Origin of the sequence: Shewanella sp. 8A, assembly GCF_023475945.1 — a bacterium.
GTDB classification, from domain to species: domain Bacteria; phylum Pseudomonadota; class Gammaproteobacteria; order Enterobacterales; family Shewanellaceae; genus Shewanella; species Shewanella xiamenensis.
The window spans coordinates 37,426-50,916 of sequence record NZ_JAMDJP010000002.1 but is presented as its reverse complement, the minus strand read 5'-3'; the positions used below and the strand labels follow the sequence as shown (position 1 = coordinate 50,916).

Genomic DNA, 13,491 nt, shown 5'->3' with positions numbered 1-13,491 from the left:
TCAGTAGAAGCTTAGGCTTCGCGTTGTTACTGATACCCAGATGCGAGAGCCGTGACCTCAAATAACGGCTCCTGCATCACCGATATGCTGCAACCCTACATAAGGCTAAAACTCTGTATTTAGTCAACATTTATGCAGCTTTAACCAAAAAGGTAGACGGCTAATATTGAGCCTGTCTGCAATAACCATAGCGTTAACGGAAGGGAAGAATTATGTCAGACGCAAAAAAATTAAGTGGTGCTGGATTACGTGGCCAGAGCGCGGGTGAGACTGCACTAAGTACTGTAGGTGTATCGGGTAGCGGCCTGACCTACCGCGGTTACGATGTAAAAGATCTGGCCGAAAACGCCACCTTCGAAGAAGTCGCCTACCTGATCCTTTACGGTGAGCTGCCCACCACAGCACAACTCGAGGCCTATAAGACCAAACTTAAGGGCATGCGCGGCCTGCCACAGGCATTAAAAGAAGTATTAGAGCGCATTCCTGCCGACGCTCATCCAATGGATGTCATGCGTACCGGTTGCTCTATGCTGGGTAACCTCGAAGCCGAGCACAACTTTAGCGAGCAAAGCCAAATTGCTGATCGTTTACTGGCGGCCTTCCCATCGATCATTTGCTACTGGTATCGCTTTAGCCACGATGGCGTACGCATCGACACCGAAACCACCGATGAGCAAATCGGTGCTCACTTCCTGCACCTGCTGCACGGCAAAGCTCCATCGGCGCTGCACGCTAAGGTAATGGACGTTTCGTTAATTCTGTATGCAGAGCATGAGTTTAACGCTTCAACCTTTACCGCCCGTGTGTGTGCATCGACCCTGTCTGACATGCATTCCTGCGTGACTGGCGCTATTGGTTCACTACGCGGCCCGCTGCATGGCGGCGCCAACGAAGCGGCGATGGAACTCATTCAAGACATGAAAGACGAAGCCGATGCCCGCGATGTGCTGATGGGTAAACTCGAGCGCAAAGAAAAGATTATGGGCTTTGGTCACGCCATCTACCGTGATTCAGATCCTCGTAACGCCATCATCAAAGAATGGTCTGAAAAACTGGCCGCAGATTATGGCGATGATCGCCTCTACCGCGTATCGGTCGCCTGTGAAGCCCTAATGTGGGAACAGAAAAAACTCTTCTGCAATGCCGACTTCTTCCACGCCAGTGCTTACCACTTCATGGGCATTCCAACCAAGTTGTTTACCCCAATCTTCGTTTGTTCACGGGTAACAGGTTGGACGGCGCACGTGATGGAGCAGCGTTCAAACAACCGCATCATTCGTCCAAGTGCCGATTATGTGGGTGTATCACCACGCAAAGTGGTACCCATTGCCAACCGTTAAGCAAAACTGACCACACTTAGCGCGAGACTTCACTCAATGCGGGTCTCGCGCCGACTTCATTTTCCGAAATGGATGATGTTATGAGCACTGTTATGAACACCCAATATCGCAAGCCTTTACCCGGCACAGCACTCGACTATTTCGATACCCGCGAAGCCATTGAAGCCATTGCCCCCGGCGCCTATGCGAAATTGCCTTACACCTCACGCGTGTTAGCGGAAAACTTAGTGCGTCGCTGCGAGCCAGAAGCACTCACAGACTCGCTAAAACAAATTATTGAATCAAAACAGGAACTGGATTTCCCATGGTTCCCGGCCCGCGTGGTGTGCCACGATATTTTAGGGCAAACCGCGCTGGTAGACTTAGCGGGTCTGCGTGATGCGATTGCTGCTAAGGGGGGCGATCCAGCGCAGGTTAACCCCGTTGTGCCGACTCAGCTGATTGTTGACCACTCACTGGCAGTGGAATTCGGAGGTTTTGATAAAGATGCCTTCGCCAAAAACCGCGCCATCGAAGACAGACGCAACGAAGACAGATTTCACTTTATCAACTGGACGCAAAAAGCCTTTAAAAACATCGATGTGATCCCGCAAGGTAACGGCATCATGCACCAGATAAATCTGGAGCGTATGTCACCCGTGGTCCATGCCCGCGATGGCGTGGCCTTCCCAGATACCTTAGTGGGCACCGACAGCCATACACCACACGTGGATGCACTGGGTGTTATCGCCATCGGCGTGGGCGGTCTTGAGGCCGAAAGCGTGATGTTAGGCCGCGCCTCTTATATGCGTCTGCCCGACATTATCGGCGTAGAGCTCACAGGCAAGCCTCAACCGGGCATTACCGCCACCGATATCGTATTAGCCTTGACCGAATTCCTGCGTAAGGAAAAAGTGGTTTCCTCTTACCTTGAGTTCTTCGGCGAAGGTGCAGAGGCTTTAACCCTTGGGGATCGCGCAACCATCTCGAACATGACGCCAGAATTTGGTGCCACGGCCGCCATGTTCTATATCGACCAACAAACGCTAGACTACCTAACCCTCACGGGTCGTAGCGATGAGCAAGTTAAGCTGGTTGAGACCTATGCCAAGACCGCAGGTTTATGGAGCGATGATCTCAAGCAGGCCGAGTACCCACGTACCCTGCATTTTGATCTATCATCGGTAGTGCGTACCATTGCTGGCCCATCGAATCCCCATGCTCGCGTTCCGACTTCAGAGTTGGCCGCGCGCGGCATCAGCGGCGTGGTTGAAAACGAGCCAGGCTTAATGCCAGATGGTGCCGTGATTATTGCGGCTATTACCAGTTGCACCAACACCAGTAACCCACGTAACGTAATTGCGGCGGGCCTGCTGGCACGTAACGCCAATGCCAAAGGCTTAAGTCGCAAACCTTGGGTGAAAACCTCACTCGCCCCTGGCTCTAAGGCGGTACAACTGTATTTAGAAGAAGCCAATTTACTGCCAGAGCTGGAGTCATTAGGCTTCGGTATTGTCGGTTTCGCCTGCACCACCTGTAACGGCATGAGCGGCGCCCTCGACCCGGTTATCCAGCAAGAAGTGATTGACCGCGATCTGTACGCCACCGCCGTATTATCCGGTAACCGTAACTTCGACGGCCGTATCCATCCTTACGCTAAGCAAGCCTTCCTCGCATCGCCACCGTTAGTGGTGGCGTATGCAATCGCAGGCACCATTCGTTTCGATATCGAGAAGGATGTGTTAGGCCTCGATAAAGACGGCAAGCCAGTGCGCTTAATCGATATTTGGCCGTCGGATGCTGAAATCGATGCTGTGATTGCGAAAAGCGTTAAGCCTCAGCAGTTCCGCAAGGTCTACGAGCCGATGTTCGACCTGAGCGTCGACTACGGCGATAAGGTCAGCCCACTGTACGACTGGCGTCCACAATCAACCTATATCCGCCGCCCACCTTATTGGGAAGGTGCATTAGCGGGCGAGCGCACCCTCAAGGGCATGCGTCCACTCGCGGTATTAGGCGACAACATCACCACTGACCATTTATCGCCATCAAACGCGATTATGATGGACAGCGCGGCGGGCGAATACCTGCACAAGATGGGCCTGCCAGAGGAAGACTTTAACTCCTACGCGACCCACAGGGGCGACCACTTAACCGCCCAGCGAGCGACCTTCGCCAACCCTAAACTCAAAAACGAGATGGCAATTGTCGATGGCAAGGTGAAGCAAGGCTCACTGGCGCGTATCGAGCCAGAAGGCCAAGTGACCCGCATGTGGGAAGCCATTGAAACCTATATGGATCGCAAACAACCGCTGATTATTATCGCTGGCGCTGACTATGGTCAGGGATCATCCCGTGACTGGGCGGCAAAAGGTGTGCGTTTAGCGGGTGTTGAGGCGATTGTCGCCGAAGGTTTCGAGCGTATTCACCGCACAAACTTAGTCGGTATGGGCGTGTTGCCGCTGGAGTTCAAAGCGGGCGAGAATCGCGCGACCTATGGCATCGATGGCACCGAGGTGTTTGATGTTGTTGGCAATATCGCGCCACGTGCAGACTTGACCGTTATCATCACCCGTAAAAACGGTGAGCGTGTCGAAGTGCCTGTGACCTGTCGTTTAGATACCGCTGAAGAAGTGTCTATCTACTCTGCTGGCGGCGTACTGCAACGGTTTGCGCAGGATTTTTTAGAGTCAAATCTGAAGTAAGATTCGCGCTAAAAGGCGGCAATGCCGACAAGCTTGCCGCCTATATCGACACGAACCTTTTCGCTATTCCCCTTGGAGTTAATAGCATGAGTAATAAACTTTTCCCACCCCAGATTAAAGTGGCTGCAACCTATATGCGCGGCGGCACTAGCAAAGGGGTATTTTTCCGTCTGCAAGATTTACCCGAAGCAGCCCAAGTGCCAGGCCCTGACCGTGATGCACTACTGCTGCGCGTCATTGGCAGTCCCGACCCCTATGGTAAACAGATTGATGGTATGGGCGGCGCAACTTCCAGCACCAGCAAGACGGTTATTCTGTCTAAAAGCAGCCAAGCCGACCACGATGTTGACTATTTGTTTGGCCAAGTGTCTATCGACAAACCCTTTGTGGATTGGAGCGGTAATTGCGGCAACTTGACCGCCGCCGTCGGCGCATTTGCTATTAGCAATGGGCTGATTGATGCTGATCGCATTCCACAAAACGGTGTCTGCACCGTGCGTATTTGGCAGGCCAATATTGCAAAAACCATTATTGCCCATGTGCCGATTACCGATGGCATGGTGCAAGAGACAGGCGATTTTGAGCTCGATGGCGTGACCTTCCCCGCCGCCGAAGTGCAGATCGAATTTATGAACCCCGCCGCTGACGAAGACGGCGATGGTGGCAGCATGTTCCCAACGGGTAATTTAGTGGATGTACTCGAAGTACCTGGCATTGGCAGCTTTAATGCCACCATGATTAACGCGGGTATTCCAACCATCTTTATCAATGCTGAGGATCTGGGTTACACGGGCACTGAACTGCAAGACGATATCAACAGCGATAATGCCGCTCTTGCCAAGTTTGAGACCATCCGTGCTTATGGCGCCGTACGTATGGGACTTATCACACATATTGATGAGGCCGCATCACGCCAACACACGCCAAAGGTAGCGTTTGTGGCTAAGCCCAAAAACTATGTGTCATCCAGCGGCAAAGCAGTTGCAGCGGAGGAGATCGATCTTCTGGTACGCGCCCTCTCCATGGGCAAACTACACCATGCCATGATGGGCACGGCCGCCGTAGCGATTGGTACCGCGGCGGCGATTCCCGGCACTTTAGTCAATCTCGCGGCAGGCGGTGGTGAGAAGGAAGCGGTACGTTTTGGCCATCCTTCTGGCACCCTTCGCGTCGGCGCACAGGCCATGCAACAAAACGGCGAATGGACAGTGACTAAAGCCATTATGAGCCGCAGCGCCCGAGTGCTGATGGAGGGTTTTGTACGCGTGCCCACCGTATAAAACCAGACAACTGATTCGCACCTTCAAGTTGATTGATATCACCCTATCAATAGAGTTCAACCAAAGGCCTTGCTTCTCCCCCTTCCGGCAAGGTCTTTTTTTATTTATCTTCCCTGCGAGCCGCAATATGTTGGCATTCGGTAAAAAATGCTAAACTTGCGTTGGTCACAGCAGATATTGATAAAAACACCTTACGCTATATAAATCTGTGAATAAATTAACCATTATTTTAATTTTAAAACTGAGATCGCGTCAGTCTCATTCTTAACGCGACATTCCTAAAGTAACGTGAATAATACCTCCCAAAATTGGGGAAAAAGTAGGGAATGATAGGGGTAGCTTTGAGTCAACCAATCCTTAGACTAATCGTTAGCGTGCTCTGCATTCTCAGTTTTGTTGCGGTGCTTCCCGCAGGCTTGGCATTACCGCTTAATGCGGCAAATACACTGCTTAAATTTGAGCATATCCGCAGCGAAGAAGGGTTAAACCAAAACACAATCACCAGCCTATTTATGGACAGTGCTGGCATGCTGTGGATTGGCACTCAAGATGGGCTCCATAGCTATAACGGTTACAACTTCAATCTTTTTATCCACTCCCCTAATGATCCTCAAAGTATTTCAGAAAGTTATATCTCGGATATTATCCAAGATGCCCAAGGTTATCTTTGGATAGGTACTTTTAGCCAAGGTATAAATCGGCTCAATTTAAAAACAGGCACCTTTGAACGCATTGGCATAGAACAGGGTCTCACCGATCCCAGGGTCACTAAACTCAATATTGTCGGCAATACGCTGTGGATTGGCACTCAAAGTGGCTTGTTTTCTTTTTCCACAAGAACAAAACGCTTAAGCCAAGTTTCACTAGGAACCAGCATTGAACCCTATATCACCAGTCTTGCCAATGTTGATAACACCTATTTACTCGCAGGAACCAGGGATAATGGTACCTTTGCAGTAAGTGCAAATACGATTACGCGGCTGAATGTGCCGCAGGACGTGATTGCTTATCAGATTAAAGCCAATTCAAGTCGAGCAATTAGCTTAGCGCTTGGTAATCAGCTCTGGCACTATGATCTGACCACTCAACAAGGGACTATCATCTGGCAAGCAGAACATAATGTTCCCTATATCAAAGATTTTGTTCAAACATCCCAAGGACAATTCTGGGTCGTCGGACCTGAAGCTGGTTTAATACAATTAGAAAGAGAGGCGGATCAATTCGTTGCCACTTATCATAAATTTGATCCCAAACGTACAAACAGTATCAGTGAAAACAATATCTTATCCCTGCTAGAAGATCCTTTTGGCAATCTATGGCTCGGCGCGAGTTATTCTGGATTGAATAAGATCAACACTCGCCGTCAATATTTTCAGCATCTGTTTGAATATACGACCGAATTACCTCAGCAGAGCAATAATGTCCGCAGCCTTTACCGCAGCCAAGATCAGGCACTGTGGATAGGAACAGAAGGCGCTGGCCTTAAGCGGTTAGCACGAAATAGTAAAACATATGAAAACTACAGCACTTTTTTTGCCAAGGCATTAGGGTTAGAGACTCAATACTTAAACCTCACTCTGCGCTCGATTATTCAAGATAAGCAAGGCGTCCTCTGGTTTGCCAGTAATTATGGACTAGGGCGTCTAGCTCCAAACGGTGAATTTAGCCTACTTAATGTTGCAGATAGCAAAGACACTTCAGCAGAAGCAAACTATGTCCGCAGTCTAGAGTTAGATGATCAAAATAGGCTCTGGGTAGCGACATCCCATGCGCTATATCGGAAATCCACTGTAAATGATGAATTTACGCCTGTTTCGCTAACAGGCATTGAAAATTTTCATCCTACACAAAACCTGTTACTCACCCTTAGGGCTAATAATAATATTCTGTGGATTGGTTCGCTCAATGGACTAGTAAAATTAGATATGCAAACAGGGCATGGCGACGTTTTTTACCATGACCCCCATGACAAAAACAGCATTATCAATAACCGCATTAGGGATATCTTAGTCGCAAGTAATGGTGATGTTTGGTTTGCGACCCACGGTGGCATTAGTCGGCTATCGTATCAAACCTTATTGCCCATTTTTAGTGATTATACCCGTGAACAAGGCCTACCCAGCGATACGATTTACGCTCTGCTGGAGGACGATGAGCATCATATTTGGTTCAGTAGCAATGCCGGCATTGGAAAATTAAACCCTACCAATAACAAAATTATCAATTTCAACGAACAGGAAGGCTTACAGGCACTGGAATTTAACGGTGGTGTAAAACTTAAAGACAGTGATGGCGATCTCTGGTTTGGCGGAATTAATGGCATCAATCGCTTTAACCCTAAAACCCTACCTGACAAAAGGGGTGAAGCGAAGGTAGCACTCACAGCATATAAAATTGCCGGCCAAAAACAGACGATTTTAGATCTGAGTCATCCGCCGAAAATCGTAATGAACTACGCCGATCAATTAGTGAGCTTTGAAATCACCTCACTGGATTTTAGCTATACAGGAAAAAATCGCTTTAGTTATTTCCTCGAAGGATTTGATAACCAATGGCACGATTTACCGACAGGCAATGAAATCACCTTCACTAATATCGATCCAGGCAACTACGTGCTCCATGTGCGTCACTCACTTGAATACAACCGTCAAGGTGACTATACGCTATTGGTCGATTTAACCGTCAATGCACCTTTTTATCGCACCGAATTGGCCTATGCGCTTTATATTCTACTGACACTGGCTCTACTGATATGGATAGTTAAATGGCGCAAACAAAAACGTCGCCAACAACAAGAGTTTGAAACTAGCATTCGTGCATCTGAAGAACGGCTTAAACTGGCGCTTTGGGCTTCGGGCGACGGGATGTGGGACTGGAATATCCAAGAACAACAGGTTTACCGGACGCATACAGATATACCTGTCCCTCAATGGAACCGCCACCATCTACTGCACGACCATGCTCATCCTGAAGATAGGGAAAGATTTAGGCACGAGTTAGCCGAACACCTACAAGGACGCACTCCCTTCTTTGAAGTGGAATACCGCATTGAGCATTCACCCAACAAATGGGTTTGGATCCTTGAGCGGGGTAAAGTTGTTGAAGCTAATGGGCAGGGCCATCCCATTCGTATGACGGGCACAACTCGGGATATTACCTCGCGCAAGCTGATCGAAAACGAACTGGTACTCTCCTCACAAGTGCTTAATAGTATGAATGAAGCCGTCGTGGTGGCAGGATTAGACTATCGAATCCGTTCGGTAAACCCCGCTTTTAGCAATATCACTGGTTATTCAGAGCGGCAGATTAGTGATAAATACTTAATTCACTTAGCCTACAGTAGAAAACAACGGGATCTGTTTAATAGCATTGAACAGCAACTACTACGCCATAAACATTGGGCGGGAGAAATTTGGATCCGCAATAAGGCCCGTAGAGCAATTTTGGTGTGGCTCGAGATAAATCAAGTAATTGACGTAAAAGGTGAAACTAGCCACTTTGTGGCGGTATTTACTGATATTACAGAGCGTAAAAAGGCCGAGGAGGATTTACGTTTCCTCGCTAGCTTTGACACGCTCACAGGGCTGCCTAATCGAACCTTATTCCAAGACCGGCTTAATCACGCGATATCTCAAGCACATAGATCGAATAATATTGTCGCCCTACTGTTTTTAGACCTCGATCGTTTTAAGCACATTAACGACTCTATGGGGCACCACATTGGCGATTTGCTGCTTAAAGCCGTAGCCCACCGACTACAAAACGCCGTCCGTGAAGGGGATACCGTAGCCCGCTTGGGTGGTGATGAATTTACTATTATTCTAGAAGGTGTGGCGAAAACTAAAGCGGCGACGTTAATTTCGGAAAAAGTGCTCAAAGCCTTTCAAGCGCCCTTCTTATTAGAGGACAAATCCCTCACTATCTCCACTTCGATAGGTATCAGTCTCTATCCTAATGATGCTGTAGATGTGGATTCGTTAATTAAATTTGCCGATACCGCCATGTACCATGCTAAGGCTCTCGGGCGAAATAACTTTCAGTTTTACACCAATAAACTCAATGAGATGGCGACTCGCCATATGCTGCTCGAAACGGGGTTAAAACAGGCCATCTCACGCAATGAGTTAAGCTTGGTGTATCAACCTAAGTTTTGCCTACGCAATGGATCTCTGACAGGGCTTGAAGCACTACTGCGCTGGCAGCATTCAGAATTAGGCCCCATTTCTCCCGCCGAGTTTATTCCCCTCGCGGAAGAAACAGGCATGATCAATCAAATAGGCCATTGGGTGATTAACCACGCTTGCCAACAACTGGCCGAATGGAATGAGTTAGGTTTTAGCGATATCACCATGGCCGTTAACTTGTCTGCTAGACAGTTAAAGGCCGATATTATCTCAACCATTGAAGTAGCCCTTGCGGTATCAGGACTTCCCGCCCAGGCTCTTGAGTTGGAGCTAACTGAATCGATGATCATGGGCAACCCACAGGAGTCAGTTAATATCCTCTCAAAACTCAAAGCATTAGGCTTAACCATTGCTGTAGACGATTTCGGTACTGGCTATTCAAGCTTGAGTTACCTCAAACGTTTCCCTATTGATACCTTAAAAATTGACCGCGAGTTTGTGCGCGACATAACCAACGACCCCGATGATGCGGCCATTACCAGCGCGATTATTGCTCTCGCCCACAGCCTAGAGTTGAATGTGGTGGCAGAAGGGGTTGAAACTCAAGAACAACTTAACTTCTTGGCGCTGCAAGGCTGTGATCAAGTCCAAGGCTTTCTGCTGAGTAAACCGCTGAGCGCCAAAGATTGCCAAACACTTTTAATACAACAGATACAAAAGCGGCAAGACGCAAAAGAATAAGGCTCCATAACGGAGCCTTATCGTATTGATTTAGAAACTATTAAGGTGCAATACGCTCAACGCGTTTCACCCAGCCATCAGGGCCTTGAATATGGCCTTTCTGGATATCGGTATACAGCTTGTAGATGCGTTGAATATGCTCACCTACTTCACCGTTGCCCACAGTCACCACTCGGCCATCTTCAAAAATATAGGAACCGACAGCAGACACTACGGCAGCCGTCCCAAAACCACCCGCTTCGATAATCTCACCGGATTCGATATCGGCGATAAACTTATCCAGCATGACCGTCTCTTGGCGCACTTCGCAGCCGAGCAATTCACCCAGCTCCATAATAGATTGCGAGGTAATCGATTTTAAAATGGTATCGGTGAAGGTTGGGATGATCACTGTGCCATCTTTCAGAATGTGGAAGTGGTTCATCGCGCCCGCTTCTTCAATCTGTTGGTTGTTCGCATCTAAATACAGTACCTGCGAAGCACCAAACTGTGCGGCTGCTTTACCCGCACGCAATGAGGCAGCATAGTTACCCGCTGCTTTAGAGGCGCCAGTACCACCCGATACGGCGCGATGGTAAGTCTTGCTGATCAGTAGACGAATGCCTTTATTCACACCCGCCGCGTAGTAAGCACCACTTGGGCTTAACACCACGCAGAATGTGTAGCGCGAACTTGGGCTTACAGACAGACGGTCTTCGGTCGCAAAAATAAAGGGGCGAATGTATAAACAGGCACCTTCTTGCATCGGGAACCAAAGACGGTCTACGTCGATCAAGGCGTTGATCGCATCGATTTGCATCTGCTCATCAATATTAGGAATACAGACAATATCCGCAGAGCGATTCATACGCTCGGCGTTTTTGTTGATGCGGAACGTGTAAATTTCGCCATCTTGATGCATAAAGGCCTTGGCGCCTTCGAAGATTGACTGACCATAATGCAGGGCCATCGCACCCGGCGCCATTTCAAACGGGCCATAGGGCACAATACGAGGATCGCGCCACTCACCATCGCGATAATCCATTAAAAACATATGATCGGTTCTGAGGCTACCGAAGCCCACATTTCCTTCGGGCTTGAATTGCTCAGTACGGCGTTCGGACGCAGGTTTTAAATCGTATTTTATTTCCATCGCATACCACCTTGATTACTGAACAAGCAGACTAGGTAGCGACAGGAATAAAGTCAATAGGTGAGATTCATCTAAAAGTCTTAGCCGATAAAATAACCCAGCAAAAATGTCTTATTAGCTTGCCGTAATCTTGAATAGGTTGATTCTACTTCCCTTATTGACTTTGGATTTCCCCCTGCTTCGCCTCAAGCCAACCACCGACGGCTTGTATGGGCTCTTCATTTAGCGTTAACCACACCACCCAAGCTAAATGAGGTGCCTTCTTCGCCGTAGCCGGAATGCTATTGAGATATTGCTCAAAATACAGTGCTGAATCTGATGCAACAAACTCCGTCGCACGGACACTCACAGGGATTGATTGCATGCTAAATACAACAAAGTCATGGGTTAACTGCTTATGGCGATTCTCACCGCGTTTAATTTCACTAGTTAACCCTGAGCCGACGAGTGCTAACTGTAAACGTGCTTGACTCAAATCTTTATGCTGCCCCCAAGGTTGCTGTGGCACAAAACTCGCCTCAAGCTGCTGGTTGGCGATACGCACTTTAAGCACACCCACCTCAGGTTGAGGCTCGGCAAAAATCTCGGTTAATTCACCCGAAAACCAGCCACGCCACTCCTTAGCATTAATCACAAACTGTGGCGTATACACTTGCCGTGTATGCTTTTGGTTTAAATGTTGATATTGGCGCTCACTAAATGCTTTTTGACCAAAAATATCCCGCCAACCAAGGTAATCCCAATAGGTCACATGAAAGGCTAGCGGAAAATATTTCTGCCATAAATCGGTCTGGTTAAACTGCTCAGATAACCAAGCTTCGGCGGGCGGACAACTACTGCATCCCTGTGAGGTGTAAAGTTCGATAATATAAGGACGGGTCACGGCACTCTGCGCTTGAAATGGGGCCAATGTCTGAGCAAATACAGGTTGCCACCACTGCAACCACAAAAGACCAACGAGTAAGATGCATTTCATATTCAATCCTCCTATCACTGAGTGATGAGACCTTGAATTGCACCTAAATCATTCAACTGAGAAGAAAGATGATGTCTGACTATAAAATGATCCCCTGTGCCCATTATGACTACCTTGAGCTGGCTTGCCTTCGGAGCTATTGGCTCAAGATTGAGTTACAGGACGGCAGCCAGTGCCAAGCACGGGCAATTACGACTCAGACCCATGCAGATAAGACTGAATGGCTGGTCGTTGAACATCAAGCGGGCCAGCAAACACTGCGGCTAGATAGCATTATCGCCATCACGCCGACGGATCCCGCTGCTAGTTTTGGCCGTGTTATGATTGCGAGCCAATAACAAAGGAGCAAAAATAAATGGCAAGGATGATTCTGCTGTTGGAATTAGGCGATTGGACTGGAGGTCACCACGGCCAATCTCCCTACTTGGTGGAGTTTGATAGCAAGCGACTCGATTCTCCCTTTAATGTTAGCGAAGGTTGGGGACATGGATTAGGCGGCAGCCGTTATTCGTTGGCACGGTTTGTTGAAACTGAACATTATACTCAACTCAAGCTCCACGCATCTTGGGCTGCGGCCATCATAGCGCAAGCTTTACCAACACTGGATATTGAAGCCATCTCCCAAGGCTTGCAGGCACATTATGCCTCGCACAGCCCCGCAATTCCGTCGAACTTAGCCCGCTATTTCTAACTGAAAATCTTGTTTTAGTTAATGATCGCGTTCTAATTGAAGATCGCGTGACGTAGCCTTGTCACGGTAGATGTGCCGCAGCATTTAAGGCAGCAATGGTTGAGGGCGGGTAAAGCCAAGTTCGACTTAGCTTTACTGCTTACTTAGATTAGAAGCGAGTTACGCCTTGGCTACAGCTGCAATCACAGAGACTTCAACCAAATATTCGGGCTCGGCAATCGCCGCCTGTACACAGGCACGGGCAGGCGCATGACCTTGTGGTACCCAAGCGTCCCAAACGGCATTCATGGCATCGTAGTCATTCATATCCTTTAGATAGATAGTGGCTGACAACAAGTGCTCACGGGAACTGCCCGCCTGCGCTAACAGGGTATCAACTTCCTCTAGCATAGTCGTCGTTTGTTCGGTGATGTTTTGATACTTATCCTTCGCCACTTGGCCACATAAGTACACTGTGCCTTGGTGGATCACTATGCTGCTCATACGTGTACCAACATCTAAACGGGTAATGCTCATAGGGATA

General features: G+C 48.5%; 9 protein-coding genes. 6 read left to right on the top strand and 3 right to left on the bottom strand.

What is annotated here, in order from left to right; genetic code table 11:
- Positions 1–212: 212 nt before the first annotated feature.
- The 4 genes from prpC (at position 213) to M0413_RS01775 (ending at position 10,169) form a co-directional block, all read left to right on the top strand.
- Positions 213–1,340, top strand: a complete 1,128-nt coding sequence (prpC, locus tag M0413_RS01790; RefSeq protein WP_240292626.1) for a bifunctional 2-methylcitrate synthase/citrate synthase — start codon at positions 213–215, stop codon at positions 1,338–1,340.
- 80 nt (positions 1,341–1,420) lie between these two features.
- Positions 1,421–4,024 carry a Fe/S-dependent 2-methylisocitrate dehydratase AcnD gene (gene acnD / locus M0413_RS01785; RefSeq protein WP_249552984.1) on the top strand — a complete coding sequence of 868 codons (2,604 nt, stop codon included), beginning with the start codon at positions 1,421–1,423 and terminating at the stop codon, positions 4,022–4,024.
- Between the two features lie 86 nt (positions 4,025–4,110).
- Entirely contained in the window at positions 4,111–5,304 is a 1,194-nt protein-coding gene (gene prpF / locus M0413_RS01780; RefSeq protein WP_249552982.1) for a 2-methylaconitate cis-trans isomerase PrpF, read from the top strand.
- Positions 5,305–5,630: 326 nt separating this feature from the next.
- Positions 5,631–10,169, top strand: coding sequence for an EAL domain-containing protein (locus tag M0413_RS01775; protein WP_249552980.1), 4,539 nt, complete (start codon positions 5,631–5,633; stop codon positions 10,167–10,169).
- A 40-nt stretch (positions 10,170–10,209) separates the two neighbouring features.
- On the opposite strand, the gene M0413_RS01770 is transcribed toward M0413_RS01775, so the two are convergent.
- Entirely contained in the window at positions 10,210–11,301 is a 1,092-nt protein-coding gene (locus M0413_RS01770; protein WP_249552978.1) for a branched-chain amino acid aminotransferase, read from the bottom strand.
- Positions 11,302–11,455: 154 nt separating this feature from the next.
- Positions 11,456–12,277 carry a DUF1223 domain-containing protein gene (locus M0413_RS01765; RefSeq protein ID WP_088586254.1) on the bottom strand — a complete coding sequence of 274 codons (822 nt, stop codon included), beginning with the start codon at positions 12,275–12,277 and terminating at the stop codon, positions 11,456–11,458.
- 71 nt (positions 12,278–12,348) lie between these two features.
- On the opposite strand from M0413_RS01765, the gene M0413_RS01760 reads away from it, so the two are divergent.
- Positions 12,349–12,615 (top strand): Rho-binding antiterminator, encoded by a 267-nt coding sequence (locus M0413_RS01760; protein WP_037413736.1) that lies wholly within the window; start codon positions 12,349–12,351, stop codon positions 12,613–12,615.
- A 17-nt stretch (positions 12,616–12,632) separates the two neighbouring features.
- Positions 12,633–12,968, top strand: a complete 336-nt coding sequence (locus M0413_RS01755) for a hypothetical protein (protein WP_249552976.1) — start codon at positions 12,633–12,635, stop codon at positions 12,966–12,968.
- A 159-nt stretch (positions 12,969–13,127) separates the two neighbouring features.
- Here the strand turns inward: M0413_RS01755 and M0413_RS01750 are convergent, their stop codons facing one another.
- Positions 13,128–13,484 (bottom strand): RidA family protein, encoded by a 357-nt coding sequence (locus tag M0413_RS01750; protein WP_037413739.1) that lies wholly within the window; start codon positions 13,482–13,484, stop codon positions 13,128–13,130.
- Positions 13,485–13,491 lie beyond the last annotated feature (7 nt).